This is a genomic window from Sphingopyxis sp. CR5, from assembly GCF_059693785.1.
Window position 1 is genome coordinate 178,121 of the sequence record NZ_JCATIE010000009.1, and the last position, 25,234, is coordinate 203,354.

Sequence of the window (25,234 nt, forward strand, 5' to 3'; positions counted from 1 at the left end):
GCGCCTGCCGCTGTCACGGACTAATTGGCGATAAGGTCAGTATATATGACCTAAATTAGAGGCGCTTTCACGGTATTTCGTATCGCGCGTAATTATCTTTCTTATTTAGTACCGTATCGGCCCTATCTCATCGCAAGCCAGACGAGGGCCGCGCCGCCGACGAGGATGCGATACCATGCGAAGGGTGCGAAGCCATAGCGGGTCACAACGGCGAGAAACGCCTTGATCACGGCCCAGGCGACGATGAACGAGACGAAGGCGCCGACCGCGATCAGCCCGAGGTCGTTCGAGGTGATGGCGTCGCGATGCTTGAAGAGCTGCAACACCGTCGCCCCGGTCAGCGTCGGCAGCGCGAGGAAAAAGCTGAACTCCGCCGCGGTCTTGCGGTCGACGCCGAGCGACATCGCGCCCATGATCGTCGCGCCCGACCGGCTGACCCCGGGGATCATCGCGAGGCACTGAACGATGCCGACGAGCACCGACTGGCGCACCGACATTGCCGCGACGCCACCGCTTTCCCTTGGCTTTGCGAAACGCTCGACGATCAAGATGCCAAATCCGCCGATCACCAGCGCCCAGGCGACGACGACGGCGTTTTCGAGCAGCGTCTCGATATAATCGCCAAATGCGAGCCCCAGGATCACCGCGGGAAAGAAGGCGAGGAGCAGGTTGCGCACGAAGGCTATGGCGACGGGATCGCGGCGAAACAGGCCGACCAACATGTCCCAGAAAAGATGCCGGTAGAGAACCACGATCGCGAGGATCGCGCCGGGCTGGATCGCGATGTTGAACACCGCCCATTTCGACGCATCATAGCCGAGCAGTTCGGTCGCCAGAATCAAATGGCCGGTAGAGGAGACGGGCAGGAATTCGGTGAGGCCCTCGACGATGCCGAGGATGATCGCGGTCAGCCAGATCATGCACGGGCGCCCGCGGGCAACGGGGAGGGGGGCAGGGGGCTCATCGGCGGGCTCCGGGTCGTCGGGTCAAAGGAAAGGCGTCCGGCAAAGGCCGGACGCCCTTGAATCAAGTTCTAGATGGCACGCGCCGCTTTTTCCAGTCGATCCGGCAACGCGGCGCCGCGGCAAGGCCTCACTGGGCCGCAATCTGGGCGAAGCGGCCGTGACGGCGATATTGCACGAGCCAGCCTTCGGCGACATCGTCGAGCGCGGTTGGCGTCACGCCAAGCTGTGCGAGGCCTTCGCCGCCGGCCGCGACATTGTCGGTTTGCAGCATCAGCCACTGATCCTTGGTGATCGGCGCACCCGGCGCCCAGCCGAACCCGCTGGCGAGTGCCGATGCGACCGCATCGGGCAATTCGACGAACAGGCGCTTGCGTCCGGTTGCCGCGGCGATCCACCGCATCAGGCCCGCCATGGTCAGAACCTGCGGCCCACCGAGTTCGAACGTGTGGCCCGCAGCGTCGGAGCCGATAGCCGCCACCGCCGCCTCGGCAACGTCGCCGACATAGACCGGCTGGAATTTCGCGGCCGGCGCAAGGACGGGAACCACCGGCACCATGCGGATCATCGTCGCAAAGCGGTTGATGAAATGATCTTCGCGGCCAAAGACGATCGACGGGCGCAGGATGGCGGCATCGGGGAATGCCGCGCGCACCGCGGCTTCGCCTTCGCCCTTGCTGCGGCCATAGGCCGATGCGCTGGCCGTATCGGCGCCGATCGCCGACAGATGCACCAGGCTGCGTACGCCTGCGGCCTTCGCCGCTTCGGCAACATGACGCGCGCCGACGGCCTGTATGCCTTGCATATCGTCGAAGCTGCCGACGAGGTTGATCACCGCATCGCTGCCTCGCACCGCACGGGCTACGCTCGCGGCATCGCGCACATCGGCGGTCACGAATTGCGTCTGGCCCAGTCCTCCCAGCGGTTTCAGGAAGGTCGCCTGGCGCGGTTCGCGCTGCGCGATGCGAACGCGCGCACCGCGCGCCAGCAGGCGCTGCACGACATAGCGGCCGATAAAGCCGCCGCCGCCCAGCACGGTGATCAATTGCCCTTCGAGATTGCGCATATGCCGCTTTCCGTACCCGACTCTGTTGTGGCGCCGAACCGCACCGTCCGGGCTCCCCATGCCGCGAAGCGGTCTGCGGGGCAAGGGGCGACGCCCTCAGCGGCCCTGCAAAACCGCCCGCGGGCGATAAAATTTCGCTCGCCGCTCGCCGCGCGGTTGACAAGCGCCAGCCCGCGCCGCTAAGCGCCCGCTCCTACCCCGTGCCCAGATGGCGGAATTGGTAGACGCACCAGCTTCAGGTGCTGGCGATCGCAAGGTCGTGGAGGTTCGAGTCCTCTTCTGGGCACCAGTGACCTTTCCGGCAACGTCCGGGAACGTCCAGCAAGCGGCTGGTTTTCCACCGTTTTTCGATGAGAATCGCTGAATGGAATCCAGGCTGATCCAGCCGGAACCATCAGCGTACCATCAGCTTTGATGGTGTTTTTGATGGTTCCGGTCAGCCTCTTGCAGGTGAAACCATCATGACGCTTACCCACATCCAGATTTCGAACGCCAAGCCCGCAGAAAAGGCCTATAAAATGGCCGATAGCGATGCCCTATATCTCGTGGTCAGACCGAGCGGAGCAAAGGTCTGGCGAATGAACTATCGTCACCTGGGCCGACAAAAGACTCTCTACTTCGGTTCGTGGCCTGATATTGGAATTGCTTCCGCTCGGGAACTGCGCGACGCAGCGCGAAAGCTGCTTCTTGCAGGGCTCGATCCGGCCGCGGAAAAGAAGGTCGAACGGATCACCCGAAAGATCGCCGAGGACAACACGTTCAAGACGATCGCAGAGGAATGGCTGGCGAAAAACGAACGGGAAGAGCGCGCGGCCGTCACGCTTCGCAAAATTCGCTGGCTCCTCGATATCGCCAATCCACTGATCGGCAGCCGTCCGATCTCGAAAATCACGCCCCAGGAGGTTCTGGCCGTACTCCGTAAGGTCGAGGCCAATGGACGGTATGAAAGTGCGCGTCGGATGCGCAGCGTGATCAGCAGGGTCTTCCGATACGCGATCGCCACCGCAAGGGCGGACCGTGATCTTGCGGCTGACTTGCGCGGCGCGCTCACGGCTCCGAAGGTAAAGCACCACGCCGCGATCACGACCCGCAAGGAAACAGGGGCGCTCCTGCGCGCTATCGAAGGATATGCTGGTCACGAAATCACGGCAATTGCGCTGCGACTGACGCCGCATGTCTTCGTGAGGCCGGGCGAACTGCGACAGGCGGAATGGACGGAGATCGATGTCGAGGACGCGGTGTGGACGATCCCGGCCGACAAGATGAAAATGCGCCGTCAGCATTGTGTCCCGCTGTCCAGGCAGGTTCTCGAAATGCTTGAAGCGCTGCACGGCCTCACGGGCCATGGGCAATTTCTGTTCCCCTCATTTCGAACTTCCCGGCGGTGCATGTCCGAGAATACGGTGAGCGCGGCCCTTCGGCGTCTCGGCTATAGCCGCGAGGAGATGACGGCGCATGGCTTCCGTTCGACAGCCGCGACTCTTCTCAACCAGATGGGCATGTGGCATCCCGATGCGATCGAGAGGCAGCTCGCGCATCTGGATGCAAACGCGACGCGGCGAATCTACACGCGCGGCGAATATTGGGATGAGCGTGTGCGCATGATGCAGCACTGGTCGGACTATCTCGACCAGCTCCGCGATGGCGCACAGATTGTGCGGCCATCTTTTCAGAGGGGCGGCCGAATGACTGCCTAGCGCGCTCAGGTTTTGCGGTAGTACGTTCATATATTTATGTATATTTTATGAGGTAACGATCGTAAATTTACGATCAAAATATCTTGATATGTTCATATTTATATATACATCTTAGGCTCATCAGGACATATATATATGAACGAAGATCAGGCCGCCCTTGCCCGCAAGCAACTCGAAAGACGTTTCGCGCCCTTGCGCGAAACGTCTTTTGCCGTGCCCCCAAGAGGCTGGATAAAGGCAATACGCGAAGCTCTGGGCATGACGGTCCGCCAGCTTGCCGCTCGTATGGGAACATCGATTTCGCGCATTCCCGTGATTGAGAAGGCCGAAGTCAGCGGATCCACCACGATTAAGACGCTGCGTCAGGCGGCTGAGGCAATGAACTGCACTTTCGTTTATGCCTTCGTACCGACGAAGCCGCTTGATGATATCCTGCGCGACCGCGCGAAGCAGAAAGCGAGCAAGGATATTGCGCGGCTGGACCATACCATGCGGCTGGAAAATCAGGCCCTGCTCAAAGCCGATCTCGACGAAGAACAGCGGCGCATGATCGAACTCATTCTATCCGGCTCCTTGCGCGGCCTGTGGGATGATGAATGACAGATAAGCTGTTTAACGATGACGACGACGCCAACACGCCGCTGACCGCCGAGGAGCGCGAACAACTCATCCCGTCCTATATCACCATGCGGCATGAGCTGAATGAAGCCGAACAGATCAATATCAGGCAAGCTTTACGATGGGTGATGAGCCGGAAGCGGGATATTCTCGATCAGGATTTCATGAACCAGCTTCACAAACGCATGTTCGGAGACGTGTGGCGTTGGGCCGGGCAGTATCGCACCACGCCGCGCAACATTGGCGTCGATGCTTACAGAATCCCCATGGACCTTCGTCAACTGATCGACGACACGCGATATTGGGTCGAGCATGGAACCTACCCACCCGATGAAATTGCCGTCCGATTCAGCCACCGGCTCGTTGCCATCCATCCTTTCCCGAACGGCAATGGCCGTTTTTCGCGTATGGTCGGCGACATGCTGGCGGTCCAACTCGGATGTACACCGTTTACATGGGGAAGCGTTGGCCTGGTCAATGCCAGCGAAACGAGAGCAGCTTATGTTGCCGCACTTAAAGTAGCCGATAGCCATGATATCGGGCCATTGTTGCTCTTTGCACGATCATAGCTAGATAGCCAGCATGTGACTCCGCATGGACCAAGCGATCAATAGCTGCTCCGACGCGAGCTACACGGTGGGAACGAAAATTTGGGACCCTCTTTTCGAGCGGTGGCGCAACCGATTATGCGCTGGTTAGGGCTTTCAGACTTTTATATGGGATCAGCGTAGATCGGCCGACCTTGACGGTTTCAAGGTCGCCGGACTCGATGAGTTCGTAAATCCTGGATCGACTGATTCCGGTGAGCTTGACGGCAGTGGAAATCCGTACCGTAAGGGGCTCGATAAATACGATCTCAACCGGAGTGTCATCGGAATCCCGCATCTTTCATGTCCTCGCAACGAGACATTTTTGCGCGCGGTTCCAACGCAGCTTTCGCCCGCTCAAGCATGGTCGGCGGCACGATTTTCACAAGGAGGAGGGCACGTAGCTACCGGTCGGCGGCATTCCCGCGCCGCGGGGCCACAGACTAATGCCGCAGCCAAGCGGAGCGAGGAGGAAAAGAGGGGGTTATTGCGTATCCGTCCTGATGAAGAGGCTTGCCATGCCTGCAGGGTTTTCAACGTCTCGCAAGCCAGAACTCGAAGTCGCCGGGGCCGTTCTTGTGCGCCGCTTCGGCGGGACTTGGTCTGGCGATTCTGGCATGTGCCGCTGCCCTGCTCATGAGGATAAAACCCCGAGCCTGTCGGTCAGGATTGGCGAAACACGACTTTTGTTCAAATGCTTTGCCGGCTGCGATATTTCCGATGTGCTCCGGGCGCTTCGCCGCGACGGTCTGAACGCCCTCGACGCACGTGACGGCAGGGGGGCGCCATCCTCCCTCCCTAAAGAATGGCTACAGCAGCGTGCCCGTGACCTGTGGGGCATTGGTCGGCCAATAAACTGGACAATCGCGGAGACCTATTTGCGGAACAGGTCGATCGATATTGCACCTAACTGCCTGCGGTTCGCTCCCCGAACGCCTCTCGGCAAGGGCCGACTGGCCGTGTTTCGACCGGCGATGCTCGCCGCGGTAACCGATGACTCGGGATTGTTGGCCGTCCAACGGACCTTCCTTGATGGCAGGGGCCGACGCGCGCGCGACCTCCGGCACCCTCGCAGATTGCTCGGTCACCCCCGCACAGGTGCGGTTCGACTCGCGCCGGCCGCTTATACACTCGGAATTGCCGAGGGCGTCGAGACAGCGATCTCGGCGATGATCCTCCTCGGCATCCCGGTCTGGGCCGCACTCGGCAATGAGCGCATCCCACAAATTACTATTCCAGAATCGGTGTCGCGTCTCATCCTGTTGCCCGACAACGACCGTGCCGGCCGCCTCGCCGTGCCGCTCGCCGTGAAGGCGCACGCGGTGCCCGGACGACGCATCGATACGATCTGGCCATGGAACGGCCGAAACGACTGGAACGATGTCCTCAGGCAAGGAGGGAAGGGAGTGGGGGACTGGCGGCGCCGAGCGGCCTGAATGGTCGGGCTTCCGCCGCCAGGAGACTGATTATGTCATTTCCCATCGTATACGCGCCTGCGCGCAACTGCGTCCCTTCGCCGCTCAACGTCAGGACCGAAAGCGATCCCGATGCCGACGCAGAACTGGAGGCGATGATCGGCGAGGCCGGCTTCGTGCTCCAGAATTTGATTGGTACGGCAGTCAAGCGCAAGAAGGACCACTACAGCATCTTCGGCGGCGGTCGGCGCCTCGAGCGCGTGCACGTCCTGATCGAAAAGGGGCGGCTCCCGGACGACTTCAAGATTCCGGTCATGGTGATGCCGGACGCGAAGCGTGCCATCGAGTTCAGCTACGCCGAGAATAACAAGCTCCCGATGACCGCCGCGGACGAGTGCATGGCGTTCAAGAACATGATCGAGAAGGAGGACAAGACTGCGGCCCAGGTCGCGGCGCGCTTCGGCAAAACCGAGCGCTTCGTGCTCGGCCGCGTCCGTCTCGCCGATCTCCACGAGACGATCTTCGATGCGCTGCGCAAGGGCGAAATCACCCTCGAAATTGCAAAGGCCTATGGCAGCACCTCGGATACGGCTCGCCAATCCCGCGTCTTCGAGCAATATCGCGACAGCTATTACCGCAACGACCCGTACACCATCCGGCGTGAGCTCGCCGCCGGCAGCTACCGGGGCGGCGACCCGAAAGCGCTGCTCGTCGGCCGCGATGCCTATGTCGAGGCGGGCGGGCGGATCGACTCTGACCTCTTTTCCGACAGTGCATCCGAGAACTGGATCGATGGCGACGTCCTCGACCGCCTCGCTGATGAGAAGCTGGCTGCGGAAGCCGAAGCGATCCGGGCGCGCGAGGGCTTCGCGGAAATTCGCGCGGTCCCGATGACGCGCATCTCGTTCGCGGATTATGACGGCCTCCGCCCGGTCCGCGGCGAGATTCCTGAACCGACCGCAGAGGAGGTAGCGCGCTGCGCCGAAATCGAAGCTGAGATGAACATGATCGCCGAATCTGCCGACGAGAGTGATGACGGCATCACCGAGGACGAGGAACAGCGGTATCGCGAACTTGAATCCGAACTGAGCGGCATCCAGAATCGACCGGCGGTCTTGACCGACGACCAAAAGGCCGCGGCACTTGCCTTCCTCGTCATCGGCGAAGATGGCCAGCCGCGTGTGCACCATCAGGCCTACATGGTGCCGACCGAGGCCGACGAAGACATCGATGGCGACGATGATAGCGACGCCGAGACCGACGGCTCTGTCTCGGCGAAACCGGCAATGAGCCAACGACTCATCGACGAGCTCGCAACGATGAAGGCGGAACTGCTTCGTGTCCATGTCGCAAGCGATCCCCGCTTTGCGCTCGATCTCGGAACCTTCGTGATGGTCGATGCGGCTTTACGGCGCTACGCTTCCGATCTCGCCAGCGACCTTCGCGCCGATGCCGCGCCGTCGCGTGTCATTGGCTTCGAAAGCGGATCGCTCGCGGCTGACGAATGGGCCAAGCTCGAAGAGGGGCTCGATCGAAGCTGGGTCCAGCCGAACATCGGCGTCGCCGGGCGCTACGATGCCTTCTGCGCGCTCGGCGAAGAAGCGCGTGCGGCTTGGCTCGCTTGGGCGATCGCCCGGACGATCCATGCGGTGCCCATGAAAGATTCCGCCAGCGGTTTCGTCGATCATCTCGGTCGCAAGCTCAAGATCGATGTCGCCGCCTGGTGGCGCCCGACCGCGAAGAATTATTTCAAGCGGCTCACCAAGAGCTCCATCATCGACCTCTTTCAGGAGATCGGCGGCAGCGAGCTCAGCCAGCGCTACGGGGCGTCGAAGAAGAACCTGCTCGCCTCTTCGGCTGAACAGCTCTTCGCCGGGAACATCATCGTCGAGGCGGACGTCAAGGAAAAGGCGCTTGCCTGGCTGCCTGACGCCATGCGCTTCGAGCATCCGGTCGCCGAGCCGGTGAACGATGATGGCGAAGACGAAACGAGCGGCACCGTCGAACCCGAGGCGGCGGGCGATCCCGCCGATGATACCCACGAGGACGAGCCGCTCTCCGACGCGGCCTAATCTCGCTCTTCGATTTTATGGGGTCGCGGTCCTGCGCCGCGGCCCCTTTTCTTATGCCCCCATTCCAGTCGGGAGGAGAGGGGGAGGGGCGATGGCAGCGGGGGCGTGTTGCTCCCGAACCTCTTCAGGAGAATTGCCATGACCCTTCCGCTTCTGAAGCTCGCTGAAACCCCGGGCACCGAGGCCCGGGAAAAAGCCGAACGCCTTTATGGCGTCGCCCGCGCACTGCGCGACCGGCTCGCCGATCCGCAATCCGTGACCCGCTCGCTGCTCAAGCGCCTGATGGTGGAAGCGTTCCGCGGCTCCGATGCCGACGGGCGCTGGTCGATGCGCGATGCCTATGACGCGCTCGAAGCCGCGCAGGCATCGGACACGCTCGTGCCCGATGATGACCCGAACCCGGACTGGGGGCCCGAAGACGAATTCGCGGATATCCTCGCGTTCGAGAAGGCGCTGCCGACCCAGACCTATCGCAGCGAGCACCAGGTCGATATGCAGCAGTTCAGCACGCCGGCGGCGCTGTCCTGGCTCGCGGCCCGAGCGGCGGCGGTCACTGCTGGCGATCATGTGCTCGAACCGTCGGCAGGTACCGGCATGCTTGCGGCGCGCGCGATCGCCGCGGGCGCGAGCGCTTCGCTCAACGAGCGCGATCCCTGCCGGGCGGCGCTGCTTTCCCTCGTGACGGGCCGCCCAGTCACGACCCATGACGCCGAGTTCATCAACGACCGGCTGCCGACGGATGTTCGGCCGACAATTGTCCTGATCAACCCGCCCTTCAGCCGCAGCGAGGGGCGCGGCCAAGATCGCCATGCCGGAGCGCGCCATCTTCGCTCCGCGCTGCTGCGTCTTGCCGAGGGCGGACGCTGCGTCGCGATCATGTCGCCGACCTTCGCGCACGATGCGAGCGGCGCGAGCGGCTATGTCTCCGTCGCCGAAATTGCCCGCCCGCGCGTCGAGATCACGATTCTCGGCCGTCCCTATGCGAAGCATGGCACCAGCGTCGCCGTCCGCCTGATCGTCTTCGACAAGGGCTGGATCGGCCAAACCGAGCGCCACACGGTCGACACCATCGCGGCGGCGCTGCCCATCGTGCTCGCGGCTCCGGCGCGGCTTGACCCATCCGACGAACCGCCCCCGGCGTCCCCGGCGGTAATCCCGATGCGTCCCGCGCTGAGGCCTTCGTCGTCCTCACTCTTCTCCGGCCTCGCTGGCCCCAGGATCATCGCACCCTCGCGGATCGCCGCGACCGATGATCTAGCGCAGCCGCTCGCCTATTCGGTCCGCGACGCGCCGCTCCCTGTCGGCGATCCGGTCGGTATCTATGCGCCTTGGCGGCTCGCCCGCATCGATATTCCAGGCGCGAAGCCCCACCCCGACGATCTCGTGGAATCGCTCGCCATGGCGTCGGTTCTGCCCCCGATCCCCCAATATCGCCCGCTTTTCCAGAAGCGGGCAAGCGAGGCGCTGTCAGACGCCCAGCTCGAAGCGATCATTTACGCAGGCGATGCCTTCTCGCGCGACCTCTCGGGCCGGTTCGTCACCAACACGGCAGGCGACTTGCTGATCGAGGACCCCGAAGGCCGCCCCTATCGCATGGGCTTCTTCATCGGGGACGGGACGGGCGTCGGCAAGGGCCGTGAAGGCGCCGCAATTATCCGGGACCAATGGAACTGCGGCAATCAGCGCGCCATGTGGATCTCGAAGGGCGCGACGCTCCTCGAAGATGCCCGGCGCGACTGGAGCGCGCTCGGCGGGCTTCCAATCGACGTCCAGCCGCTCGACGCCTTTCCGCTTGGTCAGCCGATCGGCATGGCGAGTGGCATCCTCTTCCTCACCTATGCGACGCTCCGGTCCCAGCGCCACGACCAATGCTCGCGCCTGCAGCAGATTCTCGAGTGGACGGGCGCCGGGTTCGAAGGCGTGATCCTCTTCGATGAATCCCATTCGATGGGCAACGCCGCCGGGACCAAGGACGAGTACCGGCAAGCCAAGGGATCCGAGCAGGGCCTCGCCGGGGTCCGCCTGCAAAATGCGCTGCCGCGCGCCCGCGTTGTCTATGAATCGGCGACCGGCGCCACCAAGCCCGAAAATTTGAGTTACGCGTCGCGGCTCGGGCTCTGGGGTCCCGGTACGGCGTTTGCCAATCGCGACGGCTTTCTCGCCGCGATGACCGACGGCGGCATCGCCGCGATGGAAATCGTCGCCCGCGATCTCAAGTCCATGGGTCTCTACACCGCCCGGGCGCTCAGTTTCGCCGGCGTCGAATATGACCCGCTCGAGCATCAGCTCACGCCGGACCAGATCGACATCTACGACGCCTATGCCGATGCATGGGCGATCATTCACCAGAACCTCGACGAGGTTCTGAAGGCGTCGAACATCGTCGACCGCATTTCGGGGCAGACGATGAACGCCCAGGCCAAGGGATCGGCGCTGAGCCGGTTCGAAAGCGCGAAGCAGCGGTTCTTCTCGCAGGTCCTGATCGCGATGAAGATGCCGACGCTCGTTCGCGCGATCGAGGATGAACTCGCCGCGGGCCATGTCGCCGTCGTTCAGCTCACCAGTACCGCCGAGGCAATACTCGACCGCCGCCTGGCTGACCTGTCACCCGAAGAACGGGCGAACCTCTCGATCGATGTCTCCCCACTCGACACCATGGTCGATTATCTGAAGACCGCCTTCCCAACCCGGCAAATGCGCGCCTTTCGCGCGACCGATGGGTCAATGCGCTCCGAGCCAATGCTCGATGACGACGGCAACGGTGTCCTGTGCCAGGAAGCGGTCGCCGCGCGCGACGATTTGATCGAGCGGCTCTGCTCGATGCCGCCTGTTCCGGCTGCGCTCGACTTTCTCATCGTACATTTCGGCACCGACATGGTTTCCGAGGTCACGGGGCGCACGCGGCGGATTGTCGTTGATGGGCAGGGCCGGCAGAAGGTCGAGCGTCGCACGTCCAGTTCCAACATCGCCGAGACCGACAACTTCATGTCGGGGCGAAAGCCCATCCTCGTCTTTTCCGAGGCGGGTGGCACGGGGCGGTCCTACCACGCTGACCTGGACTGCCCGACCGCGCGCAAGCGGCGCATCCACTTCCTGCTCGAACCCGGATGGCGCGCCGACATCGCGATCCAGGGCCTCGGTCGCACCCACCGCACCTACCAATCCATGCCGCCGGTGTTCCGCCCGGTCACGACCAACTGCAAGGGTGAACGCCGCTTTATCAGCACGATCGCGCGCCGTCTCGACACGCTGGGCGCGCTCACGCGCGGCCAACGCCAGACAGGCGGCCAGAACCTGTTCGATCCCGCCGATAATCTCGAAAGCAGCTATGCCCGCGAGGCCCTGACCCAGTGGTATCACCTCCTCCACGCCGGCAAGCTCGCGAGCGTCAGCCTCGAGAAATTCCAGATCATCACAGGCCTGAAGCTTGTCGATGAGCATGGCACCTTGCTCGACAAGCTGCCGCCGATCCAGCGCTGGCTCAACCGCATCCTCGCGCTCAGGATCGCGACCCAGAACGCGGTTTTCGAGGAATATATGGGGCTCATACAGGCCCGCGTCGACGCAGCGCGCGAAGCCGGAACGCTCGACCTCGGCGTCGAAGCGATCCGGGCCGAGCGTATCGTTCAGATCTCGGAGCGCGTGCTCAGGAAAGACCCGGTATCCGGCGCCGAAACGCGTTTGCTCCGCCTCGAGCTTCATCTGAAGCCGCACGTCACCGGATGGACGCGCCTCGACAAGATCTGGGGAAGCTCCGACGACGTGCGATATCTGCGGAACAGCCGTTCGGGGCGCGTCGCCGTTTGCGTTCCATCCTGGTCGATCACCGACGACGAGGGGCGCCCCGTCAAGATGCTGGAGCTTGTCCGGCCGACGGGTTCCAATCGTATCCAACTCGCCGAACTTTGGCACACCTTCTGGAAAGAGGTCGATCACGATAGCTTCAAAAGCTTCTGGGAAGCAGAGGTGTCCGAAGCGCTCGATAAGGTCGATATTGACACGATCAGCGTCGCGACCGGCCTCCTTTTGCCCGTCTGGAACAAGCTGCCGCAAGACGATGTCCGCGTCTGGCGGATCGATGACGCGGCGGGAACGTCCATCCTCGGACGCATCGTGATGCCCACCGCGCTCGAGAAACTGGAGTCCGCCTTCGGTCTTGAGTCCTCGATCAAACTCACGCCCGATGAACTGATCGAGGCGGCGCGTGGCGGCGATGGCGCACTGATCCCGGGCCTCCATGGCGCGCGCCTCGTTTCCACGATGGTGAACAGTAGCCGGCGCTTCGAGGTCCGGGATTTCCAGCCACAGGACCGCGAATGGCTGAAGGCGCGCGGTCTGTTCAGCGAGGTGATCCAGTACAAGACGCGGCTCTTCCTGCCTGTCGAGAAGGCCGACGAGGTCCTCGCCGCGATCATCGCCGAGCGGCCGCAGTGAATCCCGAATCCACGAAGGGGGCCATGATGTCCGACTTCTATCCACTGGTCGATCAGGACTTTGTCGACCGCTTCAACACGGCTCTCACCGCGCTCGGGAGCTCGGCCAGCATTGCAGTCACGACCTTGCCGACCGACGGCACGGTCTTCGAGCTCCTGGACGACGAAAGCGATTTCCTGATCCTCGTCCCCTCGAACGCCACACCTGAAATCGTCAGCCTGACCTATCGCCTGTACGAAATAGGCGTCCGGCAAGGGCGGTGCGCCGGCGAAGCACTCGCATGGTCGAAGCTTCGCAGCCTCATCGGCGCTGCCGAATGCGGCCCCCAGTCACCGCCATAGTTTGCGTGCTGGGCCAATTTACAGGCGAAAAGGGGGGAGTGGGGGGGGGCTCGGTGTGGCGGCGGAATTGTCCGCAGGGCCATCGAGACGATGGAGGTTCCCATGACAGACCGTGCATCCGCGATCATTCGGATCGGCGGGGCGATCAGGAGCGATCTGATCGAGCCGCTGATCGACGCCATAGCGTGCGACCATGGAATGCTCGACTGGGTTGGAGCGACCGTCGATGCGTCCCACATTGTCGATGGCCAAGCCCTCGAAATCTGCGCCCATGGCCTGGTTGGCGGGCAATTCGATCAGGTCGAGGATTTCTGCACCCACCACGGCATTCCTTTTGTTCGCAATTCGGATCCGTGTGTCGGCGCGTTCAGCGCTCAGCGTGCCGTCTATACCGGCGAGGGCGATCCGCTATATTTCGACACCAACGGGTCGGACCATGTTCTCATGAGCCGGACCGAGTTGAATGGGCTCGGATCCATAGCCGCGGCCGACGCCTGGTTCGAAATTGCCGCATTCGTTCCGCCTCCGATTTCGATCGCTTCCGCGCCGGAAGAGCAGGGACCGTGGAGCCGCCGCGCCGGTCATCCGTTAGCCGACTGGAAATACGAGATCTCAAACGATGACACGCGTCTCGGCTATCTGGACTGGATTGCCGCCCGCGAAGCGAATGAGACCGGTGATACGATGCCAAGAGCCGAAGCCGTCGCCCCGGATGTTCCGCAACTCTATCTCCACCTCTATCATGGTCGCAAAGATCCCGATGAGAACCTCGAAGACTGGGGCAGTGATGGACCCGTCATCGGGCCGCTCGCTTATGTCCACACCACCTATATGTGTGACGTCAAATTTGCTGCCACACCTGAAGTGATGGACCGCTACTTCCCGGCGGTGATGTCCGATTGGCGGGCGCGAGGATTGTCGAACGTCGTCGGCCCGCTGTGCGATTGGCGCCTCACCATCTTCAACGATTATGTCGAGCATGACGGGGTCTACTACGGCGACTGGACGGTGTTTACTGCTACTCCCAGCGAGTTGAAGCGGCAGCCGCCAAGGCCACGGAGCCAGCGTGATGGCACGACGTCCGTCGACGTCCATGTTTGAAGGTTCATCGTTTCGGCGTCTGTGGATGGTTGAAAGCGTTCCCAATATGCCCTATATGAAACTCACTAAACTAGGAGCGCCGACATGTCTCGCACAGCCAGTATGGCCGCTATCGATGTAGATCGCATCCTGCGTGACCGCATCCTGGCAAGCGCCGACCGGATCATCAAGATGATGCCAGCTGCCGCCAAGACGGCGGCGATTGGCAGCATCGACGTCCCCGCGCTTGTCCTGAATATCGCGCGCGGCATTCCGTCGGTCGAAGCCGGCGATCCGGAACAGGCGGAAGAGATTACCCGGGCCATCGCCTTCAAACGGCGACTGATCGAAGCCGCAGGTGGAGCTTTCGATGCCGAAGCAGTTCGCAATCTGCTCGGACACAAGACAGTGCAGGCCGTCTACAAGGCCGCCCGGGACCGTCGCCTCCTCATGATCGATGACAATGGTGCCAAGCTGTTTCCGGCATTCCAGTTCGATGGCAATGCCATCCTCCCGGCGATTCCCCGCGTTCTCGGTGCTGCACCCGGGGCGAGCGGCTGGGCGGTCCTCCAGTATCTGGTGAGCGGCGACGACGGTCTGGGCGACGCGCGGCCGATCGACCTCCTAAGGGGCAATCAAGACGATGTCGATCGTGTCGTGCGTGTCGCCCAAACACTCGACGACTGACAATGGCGGCAAAATCGATGATGCCGGTGGCGACGATCGCTGCCGGACGGACGCTGCACCGTGTTCATGGCAAATCCGTCGACGCGCGCTGGTATGGCCGCAAGGACGCGTCCTGGCGCTGGGACGATCCCGACGGACAATTCGGCGTTCTTTATCTTGGGAAAACACTGGTTGGCCCGTTCGCGGAAAGCCTGCTGCGGAAGCCCGCTGACCGGGACCTGTTATGGGACCGTGTCGAGCAGAAGCGCGCGGCTACGTTCAAGACCAGACGAACACTACGCCTTGCCAAGCTGCATGGCCCCGGTCTCGCCTGGTTTCAGACCACCGCTGCCGGCGTAGCGGCCGATTTCGATCCGGTCACCAATCCTGGTGGTTACGACATTACGCAACGGATTTCCGCGATCGTTTATACCGAGACGGCGTTCGATGGCATCCAGTATAGGTCGCGCTTCGACACGGACGAACTTTGCATCGCATTGTTCGAGCGAGCGGATCCCGCAATCGACCTGACCGGTGAGAATCTGCAGATCGACAAGGGCTGGGTCCGCAAGATCCTCAAACCGCGTGGATTCGAACTCATAGAATTCTAGATCCACCGTCGATCCCGGTTGCGCGTTGAGCTACATATTTTGCAGTGGATTTTTCACTTTTGCGAGAAACCGCGCAGGAAATGAACCGCCGAGCGCGGACGTTCTCGAGCTTCTGGACGAGATAGTCGGGATCGAGAAACGACATGCCGCCGAGGAACATGTCGATGCCACCGCAGCCCGCGCGCACCTTGGGCAGCGTCACGCTCATCAGATAGTCGTTGTGGACGTCGACGCGGCCCGAGAAGCCGCCCGCGGTCACATAACCGCGCGCCTGGTCCTCGAAACTGCCGGGCGACGTGTAGGTCACATTGTCGAACCAATGCTCGGCCCAGCTTTGGGCATAGGCTCCCGGCGCGCCGGCTCCGCAGGTTGACAGGATGAGGGCGATCATAATGGCGCGGCGGCCGCCAAGCGAGGACATCAGCGTTCTTTCTCAGGGGCGGGATGTGGCAGGCTGAACCCGCTCAGGGTCGCTTGTGTTGACCTCTCGCGACAAGGGCAGAGGCACGTACGCGCCTCTCAGAGGCAAGGTCCTTCCGCCAATATGTCCCACGCGAAATGGGCCACTGCCATGTCGATCATCGCCTCGTCCCATGTTTCAGGGTCGGCAAGATGCCGTGATGGATTGCAAACGCTTTCAAAGGTTCGTATGTGTATGATCTAAGAAAAGGATACACATCATGCGGACCAACATCGTCATCGACGATAATCTTATGAGCGAAGCTCTCCGGGCAACGGGCCTCAAGACAAAGCGTGAGGCCGTTGAGCTCGGCTTGCGGACGTTGCTTCGGCTTCGCAAACAGGACGAGATTCGGAAGTTTCGGGGTAAGCTCGCTTGGACGGGCGATCTTGATGCCATGAGAACCGACGGGTGATCCTCGTCGATTCCAGCGTCTGGATCGATTATTTCCGGGGCGATGCCACACCGCAGACGGAACGATTAGACGCATTGCTAGGCGCCGAGCCACTGCTGACCGGCGACATCATTCTGGCTGAAGTCCTGCAGGGTTTCACCAGCGACCGCGACTTCAACGTCGGGCTGAGATTGATGGGGTCTCTCGACCAGATCGATATCGGAGGTCGCGATATCGCGATCCAGGCGGCCCGAAACTTTCGGGCACTACGCGGCAAAGGGGCCACTATTCGCAAGACCATCGATACGCTTATCGCCACCCGTTGCATAGAAGACGGGTTAGCACTGCTCTACAGCGACCGCGATTTTGATCCTTTCGTGGAACATCTCGGACTCTCGTCGGCCATGTCGGACGCACGCCGATGATGTGATCCCTGCAAATCTGGATCGTAGCTCCAGATTTGCAGGGATAAGTCGTTGCTCGATTTCGCTTCTTCGCCCTGAACGGATATCCAACCGGAATAAGCTCGAAGTTATGGCTTTGCTCGGCGTTGCGGTGAGATGTCCGGCCCTTGAGCAACAATTCCCGTGAATTTCGAAAACGCCCGGACCCCGGCTTGCAGGGCGCATGCCGGTCAGTATCTTTACGGCGAGATATAAATTGCGCGCGATATTGGGCGCATGATTCGGTGCCAACGGCAATCGGAATGATCCGGTTCGTATCGTTCACCGGTCGGACTCATGCGGCCGGGTATCCGGATTCAGGATAGGCTGTTTCGCTGAAGCTCGTCCGATCAGGTCTCGACTGATTTCTCGGGAGTGGGCAACGAGATTGCGCGTCTTTTCGCGAAGCATGAGCTGGCCAATAATCCCTTCAACATAGGCGGGATTCGTTTTGTTGATGACTGCCAGAGCCGTTTCGCACCTCGCGCGGCCGCAATGCTCAATAGCCCCGACTACATAGTCGGGTCCAAAATGCTCGGCGACCGCTGCAAGGTCGAACATATCGCGCGGCTGGAAACTCCAACCGCGATAGAAGACCTTTTTAGCGATGATTTCCGCTGGCGTTTCAAGCGCGATGGCGTGACCTTGAACGTCGTGCGCTCGTGTTGGATCTGGAATGATGCTGTCGCAGCAGATGAAATCAATTTCGCCCAGATCGTGATAAGCAAGCTTCAGCATATCGGTGCCTGCCTGATAGCTGTCAGGAGCGTGATCGAGTTTGATGCCTTGCGTTTCCGGATTGAGAAATGGGAGGATTTGTGGATCGTCCAGAAACAGGTCGATGTCGTGACTTTCACGATGATCGATCTGCAGCATCAGTGCGGTTCCGCCGCCGAAGCTCCACTGAGGCGCGAAGCCGTTCGCCTTCCTGAAATGGTCAAGAATATCTACGGCGAGATTGAAAAGGACCGGCCATTCGCTCGGCCGCTTTGCAGACACGGCGTCAGGCCGCCAGCAGTAGCGTGTAGCCCGAAAGTTCGGAGATTTTATCGGCGACTTGGCTCGCTTGACTTGCGTCTACGCCCATCGCTGCCATGAACTGTTCCTGGACGTTCAGCGGCACTTCGGAGAAGAAAGCGAAAACCGGCGCGTTGCAGTCAATCGCGCTCTTCAAGTCGACGATCATGGCAGCAAGCTGATGTGCGGAAACGGCCGCCCCATAAGGGGCGTTCACCGTCGTCAGCACTTGAGTTACAGCGTTTGCCATCATTCCACTCATAACACGATCCTGTTTGGATCGTTGTTTTCATATAGTCGCGAGCGGTTATCAAAACAAGAATCTCGCTCAGGTCGCGTCCTACGCCCGACGCGAGGCAATAATGACAAGACCAGATTCAGCTTATGAAGCATGCATCATGGCTTTGATGTTTCAAGCAGATTCCGCGCCAGAGCTAAGAAAGTTCCGTCCGGCTTATCGCGACGGGCCCCCAACGATTCCAGTGAATTTCGAGAGTGCGCGGACGCCTACCGCTGGGCGAACGCCCGTCAGCATCTTCGCGGCGAGATAGAGGTTGCGCGCTAAATTGGGCGCATGATCGGTCCCGACGGCGATTGGAATGATCCGGTTCGTATCGTTCATCGGACGCACCCATGCGACCGGATGCCCGATCCAGGGCAAGCCGAGCCGGCCCGATCGCAGCATCGCTTCCTGCGCGGAAATGGCGCGGACCTGCCAGCCATATCGCCTTCCCAGACTTCCGAGCTTGGTCCAGAGATCGGCGCAGGGAACGCAGCCGGGCGCGGTGCTCATCTCGACGACGAAGGCCGAACTGCGTCCGCGCAGTTCCTCGGTAAAGTCCGGCGGGAAAGCGCGCGTCACCGGAACGCGCGAGAGCCAGTGGTTCATCGCCGCAGTTGTTCCGACCGGATGGATCGCGGCGCGCGCTGCATCCTCGCGGCTGACAGTCTGCGCCATGCCGGGCGAAATGACTAGGATGCTCATGCTCAGCGCGCTTGCACATCGCGCCAACATACTGAACTCGCCTTGCAGGTAAGGGGATTTGCTCTTACCTTGTGCTATTGAAAGGACTCGCCACATGAACGCTGTTACCATTACCGCGAAAGGGCAGGTCACGCTGCGGAAGGAATTGCTCAGGCATCTCGGCGTCCATCCAGGCGACAAGATCAGCTTTGACAAACTCCCCGGCGGTGAAATCAAGATTCGGGCCATCAGGCCTTCCGGAAAGATTGAGGATTTCTTCGGGTCACTCAAGCGGGAAGGCCAGCGGCCCATCTCGATCGAGGAGATGAATGAGGCCATTGAAAAGGGCTGGGCCGGACAGCTGTGAAAATTACTGCCGACACCAATATCCTCGTCCGATCCGCAACGCTGGACGATCCCGTTCAAAGCCCCTTGGCAAAAAAGCTCCTGAAGGAAGCAGAACTTGTTGCTGTGACGCTTCCGGCCTTGTGCGAGTTCTGCTGGGTGCTCAGAAAAGTGTATCGCTATGAGGCGGCAAGGGTCGCTGCATCGGTCAGATTGCTTATCGACGCCGGCAATGTCGCAGCGGACCGACAGGCTGTTGAAGCGGGGCTTGCAATACTGGAGCAAGGTGGAGACTTCGCTGATGGGGTCATCGCCCACGATGGCCAATGGCTGGGAGGCGAGACCTTCGTGAGCTTCGATCGAGGCGCTGTTGGCCTTCTGGCAAAGCATGGGCAATCTGCGATGAACCCCGATCAATCGAAAGCTTGATCCAACTGCGCTGCGCTGCTCGGCAATAGACGCTGTCATCGACGCGGCTCCAAGCCCGCACCGACGAGGTCGCCGCCCAACACACGGGGATCGGTCGCGGAAACCGGCCCATTGCCGAGTGCGTCGAAGAAACCATCTTCCTCGCCCGCGCCGGTCAGGAACTGTTCGGGCCGAATGTCGCCGAGCATCAGCCGCACGGCCTGGTATGTGGTCTGCGCGAGATTGGGATAGGATTCGACACCCGACGCGATCACCATCCTTGCCGAGCTGTCGCGGCGGATCACCATCGTCGTCGGTGTCACCTCGACGCCGAAGCGCTGTCCGAGCTCCGGTCGGCGCTCGAGATCCATCTGTGTGACCTGCCAGCCCGTCTCCTCGCGGAACCGTTCGAGGATCGGCCATTGCACCCGGCAATAGCCACAGGAATTCCGCGAGAACATGACGAGCGCGAACTGGCTTGCGTGGGCGCGGAGATACCGGCGGCGAACCGCTTCCTTCTCGGCACCCATCGCCGCGCGCGCGTCGCCGACGATCGGGTTGGCGGACTTGGCATTGAGTTCGGGGTTCTGAAGCAAGGCGATCTGAGTCACGCCTGCGAACGCACGTGCCTTGCGCCGCGCGAAGTCCTGCAGCCGCCAGAAGTCCGCGACCGCGTCGACGGTGAGCACGGTCGCTGCATAGTCGCGTTGCTGCTCGATCAGCTTGCGGATTTTGGGCGGCGTCCATGTCGCCAGTTCCGCCATCGGCGGTATCGCCGGCTTCATCAGCGCGTCGGGCTCGGCATCCGCATCTTCGACCGGCGGCGGTGCCTGATACCACCAATAGCCCTGCTTCGGTTCGCGGGTGGGTGAGGTCGGCTGCGCGGCGGCGGGGAAGGCCGTGATGAGCGCCGCGAGGAGGGCAGGGCGGATCACAGCAGCTTCTCCATGCGGGTGAGGCGCGCGATCGGCACCGGTCCGTAATAGCGGCTGTCGAACCCGCTCGGGTGCAGCGAGCCGACATAGATCAATCCCGGCGGGATCAGCCCGTGATCGGGCCGCCAATAGTCGAGCCGCTGGCCATTTCGCCCGTAGGGCTTGGTCACGCCGAGCAGGACGCCGTCGCAATAATACCACCCGTCCATGGCGTGGGGCTCCATCGTCGACGGTTTCTCGATCAGCGATATGCGCTCGCCGGGCATGCAAAGCGCGCGCTTGGTCACCTTGACCGGTTCGGGGCCGGCCAGCGGATGGGAGAGCATGAACAGGACGAAATCGCCCTTCTCGATCGGCCCCGGCGCCGCGCGCACCGCCCAGGCGTCGATCGACGGCGACATCACGAGAATGGCTTGCTGCATCGCCCAGCACGTCAGAAGCCCGAGTGGCACAACGATCGCCGTCGCCTTCCAGAGCCGGTCGGGGCGCGCGGGCTCGCCGAGCCCCGGACTGCCGAGCGCAACGGCTGCGCGCCGCGGCAGTCCCTTCAAACCGATCGCCAGATGCTTACCGGCCTTCCAGGCGAGACTGAGCATCGCGCACCTCCTCTTTTCCGCCGAGGCGGGCAATTTCTTCGAGCAAACCGGAAAGGGCGGCATCGCCGTAAGCGATATGGCTCCCGCGCGGACTTTCCTCCTCGCGCTCGCAATAGGGGAGCACCGGATCGCCCGGGATCATGGCGAGCGCGGGCACGCGGGTGACGCCGTGCTGGCGAAAGACCAGCGGGTCGACGATCACCTGCACGTCGCGCATCACGCATGCCGGTCCCTCGCAGCCGGGATCGAGGCGGAGAATCTCGGCGGTGAGCTTCGCCATCGGCGCGACCTTGGCCATCCCGCCCGGCATGCCGCGAAACGCGAGGACACCGCGTGCCTTCTCGAGCTGCGCTGCATAGGTGCGCAGCGTTGACGACGGCATCGACGAGGAGACGAACAGCACAGGCACCCAGCCTTTCGCCGCCGGCGCCGGACCGGCATCGGCGACGGCCTTGATCTCGGGCGCTTCGAGCCCGAGTGCCTGGCCGAGCCGCTTCGCCATCGCCTCGCGCTCTGCGGCGAAGCGGTCTTTGCCGGTCTCAAGCGCATCGCGGGCGCGGGCTTCCATCGCTGGCGACTTGGCACGGTCGCGCATCGCCTCGAAGGCGCGCCGGCGTTCGACCTCGCTCGGCTTCGGCAGGTCAGATGGGCCGTTTTGCTGTTGGGCTTTGCGGCGCGACACCGCGCCCTTCAGCCGGTCCATCGCCGCTTCGCCCTCGCGTTCTACCTTCTCGCGCGCCGACGGGTTGTCGTCGATGCCCGGCGATATTTGCGCTGCGGCAAGGCCGGCGATGCCGGCTACGTCGGCGAGCGCCACCGCGAGTACGGCGCGGCGCCTAGCGGCCGATGGCCTGCATATAGGCATCGATACGATCCTTCATGTCTGACTGGATGTCGGCCTGCGCGCGGGCCTGAACTTCCGAATAATATTCGGAGAGGTCCATTCGGCTGAAGTCGAGCGCTTGGAACTCTTCGGGCGTGAACCCGCGGCAGTTCGGCGTCTTCACCGGTCCCCAGCCATCCGCGAACGACTTCAGCTGCGGGCGGCCCTGTTCCTGGATGATGCGGCCGAGCTTGGTATTGAAGCAGCAATGGCTGCGCGACTTCTGGACGCAGATGCCGAGGATCTTCGACGAGCAATAGGAGCCGACCTCGACGCACATGCCCGAGCCGCGTAGCATGCCCGTCTCCATGTCCTGCTGGTCGCAGGAGGAGAGGAGGAACTCGATCATGACGTTGACCGCGAGGCTGATCGCGATCGAGGTCGGATCGATGCCGACAATGATCGCATTGGCGCCCGCGCTCGCCGCCTGGCTTGCCGTCGCGCCCGCCTGGAAGGCGGCATAGGCGGCTTGGGCTCCGGTGAACACGCCCTTGGCGATCGCGATCTTCGTCTGCGTCGACGCGATCGACGAGCCCATTCCGTCCTTGACGATCTTACCCTTGTCCTTGCAGCAGTTGGAAAAGGTTGTCTTGAGGCCCGCTGGGCGGCAGCGCAGCGCGCGGCCGCCGAATATCTCGATGTTCCCGAGACAATTGCCGTCGGTGTCGACTTCGCCGTCGGCGGGCGCGCCCGGATCGTCGACGACGGGTTCATCCTCGATCGGGTTTGCCGCGGTATCGATGCAGGCGTTCGGCGAGCAACTCGGCACGCCGCCGCTCGCCAGCGTCTCGCACGCATATTGCGAACCAAGCGGGCAGGACGACGCGCCGCCGGGCTCGGGCGCGCACGATGCCCGTTCGATCGGGCACTGCCAGCTACCACCTTGCATCCCGACGCAGCTAGCGGTCTCGCCCGCGTCGTCGGCGTCACCATTGCCATTGAGGTCGACCGCGCAAATCTGCTGCGCCTGCGCTGCCGACGCGTAAACGGCGAGCGCGAAGGCGACGATGCCGAACAGGATCAGCGCGAGGCGCGACGGCCAGAAGAGAAAGCGGCCCATCATCGCGCTGTCGCCGTGCAGGCGAGATCGGCGCCAGCGAGCCTGACCGTTTGCATCATGACCACCGCCTCGGGAAAGGTATCAAGGCAGCCGCAGGGCGTGACGATGGTCTCGCCGGGACCGGCGGGACAGACATTGCCCGGTGAGCAGGCGTGATAGAAGGTGTCGAAGCCGGTCGGGCTGGTCTGCTGCGCGCCGACGACGCCCGCAGGCGCCGCGTCGGTATTGGCTTTCGCAGAGCGCGTCTTGCAGACCGCCTCGCAAGCTGGAACCGAGCCGCGATCGGGAAGCGCGAAGGCGCGCGTAGACGCGGCGCTGCCGCCGTCGGCCGTCCGAACGCGGTCGGCGAGCAGCGTCTCGGTCGAACGATCGATGATATAGGCGCCGCGCGACAGGTCGGGTTCGGGCATCGCGCCGGTGTCGATCGCGCATTTATAGGTCCGCTGGCGCAGGAAAAAGTCGCGGGTAAGGGTAGCGGTGCAACTGCCCGTGCCGAACTGGCGCGACCGCGGGAGGGGGCGAAGGCCGGTGCCGACGCCGTTCAGAAACGTCTGGACGCCATCGACGCTCTCGCTGTCGAGGCGGCACTTTTGATTGGCGCCAATATCTTCGCACTGGTCGACGAGCCGGTCGCTCGGTTCGCATGCGTCCGAAACGCGAATCTCGACGTCAACCAGTCCCCATTCGGTCGTGAGAGGCGCACCGCCGCCGCCGCCGCGCACGCGTGCCGACACCGTCGTCGGCCCCGCCCGCAGGTCGGTGGTAAAATCATAGGAGGTGTAATTGCGCGCCGCGCCGCCATCGGTGCGGCAGTCGCCTGAAGGCAATCCTGTCGTCAGCCACGGACGCGGCCCCGCGGAGCCGACGACGCGGCCGTTGATGCGGCCCTGGACCCAGTCGTCGGCGCCCATCTCGACGATCCGCGCCGACAGGAGCTTCGCGGGGTCGCTGACTTCGAAGCGCGCGGTGAAGATCGGCGGCGCGCTACTGCAATTGCCATCTCCGATGATGCGAAAGCGTCGGCAGCCTTCGCCGCAGCCCTGAACCGAATAGATGACGCCCGTCGCGGAGACGATATCCTCATACGCGAGCGGCCGCAGTGTGACGTCGCGTTCGATCGTGCAGGCGCGGACCTGTTCGGCCTTGCCGATGCCGGCGGGCGATCCCTTGAGGCTCTGGAACAGCGAGCTTCCGGCTGCGGTCGCCGCGGCGTCGCCGAGGATCGAAGTCGGACGGCCGCGATAGGCTGTTTGCGGAAGGTCCGGCAAAGCCGTGCAGGCGGTTGATTGCGCTCCGACATACTGGATCAGCGGGCCGTTGATGCGCGCCTCGGCCACGCCGACGCGGGGATCGTGGCTCGTGAGTGCGCCGATCGCGCCGCCGCCGAGATCCTTGAGCACCGACGGCAGATTGTCCATCACGAGATTCGCGCCGCAGCTGTTGTTGACGCAGTAACAGCCCGCGAGTTCGGCCATTTCGGCGGCGGCGAGCCCCAGGTCGCCCGAGACATCGACGTTCCAACGATGATAGTTGCACGCGTTCCAGCTTCCGGGCTGGCAAGCGATGACGCCGTTGGCGCAGATGCCCGAGACGGGCACGGGCAAGGTGGACACGCGGTCGAAGCTGCCGTCGAGATCGGTGTCGCGGGCGATGCGGACGGTGTTGATGTCGCCCGTGCCGTCAGGCTGGATCAGGATTTCGAGGAGGCTCGATGTTTTCTGGCAGGCGAGACTCGGCGTAAAGCTCTGGCTGCGATCGACCGTCGCGATCGGCTGTCCGCTGAGGCCGGGGGTGAGGTAATTCTCCTGGATCGCCTTGCTGGTCGAGGACTTCGCGCGAGAAGCTTCCGCGGCTGCGCGCGCGCGGTCCTCGACTGACTGCGCCAGTGTGCTGGCGGAAGCCATTGCCGCCATCGGCAGCAACAGGAGAGAAACCGAGCGCTTCACGAACGATCACCGTCCACAGTGCGCGATCCATGCGCGAGCCGAAACAGGTCTCCCGCCCGGAAGTCATCGGATCCGGGCGAGAGGTGCCGATAGACGGCCTGGCCGTCGAACACCGTGAGCACCGCTTTTACCCGAGGACACGGCGGGATCAGGGCCGGTCTCGCTTGTGGCGATGGCAATTTACCCGTATCGTCTGCAGGTGGAGCGGCGCCCGAGAGGGGGCAGGGCGCCGCT

25 protein-coding genes, 1 tRNA gene and 1 pseudogene are annotated in these 25,234 nt (G+C 62.6%); 15 read left to right on the top strand and 12 right to left on the bottom strand.

Going from position 1 to position 25,234, the window contains the following annotated elements; genetic code table 11:
- Positions 1-122: 122 nt before the first annotated feature.
- Together AC58D2_RS15095 and AC58D2_RS15100 are read right to left on the bottom strand one after the other, a co-directional pair.
- Positions 123-920 (bottom strand): undecaprenyl-diphosphate phosphatase, encoded by a 798-nt coding sequence (locus AC58D2_RS15095; RefSeq protein ID WP_497391766.1) that lies wholly within the window; start codon positions 918-920, stop codon positions 123-125.
- A 172-nt stretch (positions 921-1,092) separates the two neighbouring features.
- A complete protein-coding gene (locus AC58D2_RS15100) occupies positions 1,093-2,028 on the bottom strand; it encodes a complex I NDUFA9 subunit family protein (protein WP_497391768.1) in 936 nt (311 codons plus the stop codon).
- A gap of 202 nt (positions 2,029-2,230) precedes the next feature.
- Between AC58D2_RS15100 and AC58D2_RS15105 the strand changes: the two genes are divergently transcribed.
- The 4 genes from AC58D2_RS15105 (at position 2,231) to AC58D2_RS15120 (ending at position 4,912) form a co-directional block, all read left to right on the top strand.
- Positions 2,231-2,317 (top strand) — tRNA-Leu (locus tag AC58D2_RS15105).
- Between the two features lie 172 nt (positions 2,318-2,489).
- Complete coding sequence (locus AC58D2_RS15110) at positions 2,490-3,725, top strand: tyrosine-type recombinase/integrase (RefSeq protein WP_062900461.1); 1,236 nt, start codon at positions 2,490-2,492, stop codon at positions 3,723-3,725.
- A gap of 135 nt (positions 3,726-3,860) precedes the next feature.
- A complete protein-coding gene (locus AC58D2_RS15115; RefSeq protein ID WP_062900460.1) occupies positions 3,861-4,325 on the top strand; it encodes a mobile mystery protein A in 465 nt (154 codons plus the stop codon).
- On the top strand, positions 4,322-4,912 hold the full coding sequence (locus tag AC58D2_RS15120) for a mobile mystery protein B (RefSeq protein WP_062900459.1): 591 nt from the start codon (positions 4,322-4,324) through the stop codon (positions 4,910-4,912). The genes AC58D2_RS15115 and AC58D2_RS15120 overlap by 4 nt, the downstream gene beginning before the upstream one ends.
- Positions 4,913-5,027: 115 nt before the next feature.
- Here the strand turns inward: AC58D2_RS15120 and AC58D2_RS15125 are convergent, their stop codons facing one another.
- Entirely contained in the window at positions 5,028-5,228 is a 201-nt protein-coding gene (locus tag AC58D2_RS15125; RefSeq protein WP_062900458.1) for a helix-turn-helix domain-containing protein, read from the bottom strand.
- A 205-nt stretch (positions 5,229-5,433) separates the two neighbouring features.
- Here AC58D2_RS15125 and AC58D2_RS15130 point away from each other — a divergent pair, with 205 nt between their 5' ends.
- From AC58D2_RS15130 to AC58D2_RS15160, 7 genes are all read left to right on the top strand, one after another.
- Complete coding sequence (locus AC58D2_RS15130) at positions 5,434-6,366, top strand: DUF7146 domain-containing protein (RefSeq protein WP_223181169.1); 933 nt, start codon at positions 5,434-5,436, stop codon at positions 6,364-6,366.
- 32 nt (positions 6,367-6,398) lie between these two features.
- Positions 6,399-8,417 carry a ParB/RepB/Spo0J family partition protein gene (locus AC58D2_RS15135; protein WP_062900457.1) on the top strand — a complete coding sequence of 673 codons (2,019 nt, stop codon included), beginning with the start codon at positions 6,399-6,401 and terminating at the stop codon, positions 8,415-8,417.
- A 138-nt stretch (positions 8,418-8,555) separates the two neighbouring features.
- A complete protein-coding gene (locus AC58D2_RS15140; RefSeq protein ID WP_062900456.1) occupies positions 8,556-12,851 on the top strand; it encodes a strawberry notch family protein in 4,296 nt (1,431 codons plus the stop codon).
- 26 nt (positions 12,852-12,877) lie between these two features.
- The gene (locus AC58D2_RS15145; protein WP_062902943.1) at positions 12,878-13,192 is read left to right on the top strand and encodes a hypothetical protein; all 315 of its coding nucleotides are present in this window, start codon (positions 12,878-12,880) and stop codon (positions 13,190-13,192) included.
- Positions 13,193-13,294: 102 nt separating this feature from the next.
- Complete coding sequence (locus AC58D2_RS15150; protein ID WP_120216964.1) at positions 13,295-14,293, top strand: hypothetical protein; 999 nt, start codon at positions 13,295-13,297, stop codon at positions 14,291-14,293.
- 84 nt (positions 14,294-14,377) lie between these two features.
- Entirely contained in the window at positions 14,378-14,959 is a 582-nt protein-coding gene (locus AC58D2_RS15155) for a hypothetical protein (RefSeq protein ID WP_062900454.1), read from the top strand.
- A 2-nt stretch (positions 14,960-14,961) separates the two neighbouring features.
- Complete coding sequence (locus tag AC58D2_RS15160) at positions 14,962-15,549, top strand: RES family NAD+ phosphorylase (protein ID WP_062900453.1); 588 nt, start codon at positions 14,962-14,964, stop codon at positions 15,547-15,549.
- A 97-nt stretch (positions 15,550-15,646) separates the two neighbouring features.
- Here the strand turns inward: AC58D2_RS15160 and AC58D2_RS15165 are convergent.
- Positions 15,647-15,940: pseudogene (locus AC58D2_RS15165) on the bottom strand (conjugal transfer protein TraH); the annotation flags it as partial.
- Positions 15,941-16,229: 289 nt separating this feature from the next.
- Here AC58D2_RS15165 and AC58D2_RS15170 point away from each other — a divergent pair.
- Together AC58D2_RS15170 and vapC are read left to right on the top strand one after the other, a co-directional pair.
- The gene (locus AC58D2_RS15170; RefSeq protein WP_058804243.1) at positions 16,230-16,424 is read left to right on the top strand and encodes a type II toxin-antitoxin system VapB family antitoxin; all 195 of its coding nucleotides are present in this window, start codon (positions 16,230-16,232) and stop codon (positions 16,422-16,424) included.
- Positions 16,421-16,828, top strand: coding sequence for a type II toxin-antitoxin system VapC family toxin (gene vapC, locus AC58D2_RS15175; RefSeq protein ID WP_058804244.1), 408 nt, complete (start codon positions 16,421-16,423; stop codon positions 16,826-16,828). The genes AC58D2_RS15170 and vapC overlap by 4 nt, the downstream gene beginning before the upstream one ends.
- A 300-nt stretch (positions 16,829-17,128) precedes the next feature.
- On the opposite strand, the gene AC58D2_RS15180 is transcribed toward vapC, so the two are convergent.
- From AC58D2_RS15180 to AC58D2_RS15190, 3 genes are all read right to left on the bottom strand, one after another.
- Entirely contained in the window at positions 17,129-17,845 is a 717-nt protein-coding gene (locus tag AC58D2_RS15180) for a nucleotidyl transferase AbiEii/AbiGii toxin family protein (protein WP_052208291.1), read from the bottom strand.
- A 4-nt stretch (positions 17,846-17,849) separates the two neighbouring features.
- Positions 17,850-18,125, bottom strand: a complete 276-nt coding sequence (locus AC58D2_RS15185) for a hypothetical protein (protein WP_232014685.1) — start codon at positions 18,123-18,125, stop codon at positions 17,850-17,852.
- 192 nt (positions 18,126-18,317) lie between these two features.
- Positions 18,318-18,848, bottom strand: coding sequence for a thioredoxin domain-containing protein (locus AC58D2_RS15190; protein WP_052208289.1), 531 nt, complete (start codon positions 18,846-18,848; stop codon positions 18,318-18,320).
- 94 nt (positions 18,849-18,942) lie between these two features.
- Between AC58D2_RS15190 and AC58D2_RS15195 the strand changes: the two genes are divergently transcribed.
- Both AC58D2_RS15195 and AC58D2_RS15200 read left to right on the top strand, forming a co-directional pair.
- Positions 18,943-19,194, top strand: coding sequence for an AbrB/MazE/SpoVT family DNA-binding domain-containing protein (locus tag AC58D2_RS15195; protein ID WP_039575504.1), 252 nt, complete (start codon positions 18,943-18,945; stop codon positions 19,192-19,194).
- Positions 19,191-19,601: a type II toxin-antitoxin system VapC family toxin gene (locus AC58D2_RS15200; RefSeq protein WP_054588716.1), complete on the top strand. Its 411-nt coding sequence runs from the start codon at positions 19,191-19,193 to the stop codon at positions 19,599-19,601. Before AC58D2_RS15195 ends, AC58D2_RS15200 begins: the two co-directional genes overlap by 4 nt.
- A gap of 35 nt (positions 19,602-19,636) precedes the next feature.
- Here AC58D2_RS15200 and AC58D2_RS15205 read toward each other — a convergent pair whose 3' ends face one another.
- Genes AC58D2_RS15205 through AC58D2_RS15225 form a run of 5 tightly spaced genes read right to left on the bottom strand, consistent with a single transcriptional unit; the run spans position 19,637 to position 25,000 of the window.
- Positions 19,637-20,515, bottom strand: coding sequence for a conjugal transfer protein TraF (locus AC58D2_RS15205; RefSeq protein WP_082665250.1), 879 nt, complete (start codon positions 20,513-20,515; stop codon positions 19,637-19,639).
- The gene (locus tag AC58D2_RS15210) at positions 20,512-21,111 is read right to left on the bottom strand and encodes a S26 family signal peptidase (RefSeq protein ID WP_054588715.1); all 600 of its coding nucleotides are present in this window, start codon (positions 21,109-21,111) and stop codon (positions 20,512-20,514) included. Before AC58D2_RS15210 ends, AC58D2_RS15205 begins: the two co-directional genes overlap by 4 nt.
- A complete protein-coding gene (locus AC58D2_RS15215) occupies positions 21,083-21,976 on the bottom strand; it encodes a type-F conjugative transfer system pilin assembly protein TrbC (protein WP_054588714.1) in 894 nt (297 codons plus the stop codon). Before AC58D2_RS15215 ends, AC58D2_RS15210 begins: the two co-directional genes overlap by 29 nt.
- Positions 21,948-23,057, bottom strand: coding sequence for a conjugal transfer protein TraN (gene traN, locus AC58D2_RS15220; RefSeq protein WP_039575491.1), 1,110 nt, complete (start codon positions 23,055-23,057; stop codon positions 21,948-21,950). The genes AC58D2_RS15215 and traN overlap by 29 nt, the downstream gene beginning before the upstream one ends.
- Entirely contained in the window at positions 23,054-25,000 is a 1,947-nt protein-coding gene (locus AC58D2_RS15225; protein ID WP_321164285.1) for a hypothetical protein, read from the bottom strand. The genes traN and AC58D2_RS15225 overlap by 4 nt, the downstream gene beginning before the upstream one ends.
- Between the last annotated feature and the right edge of the window lie 234 nt (positions 25,001-25,234).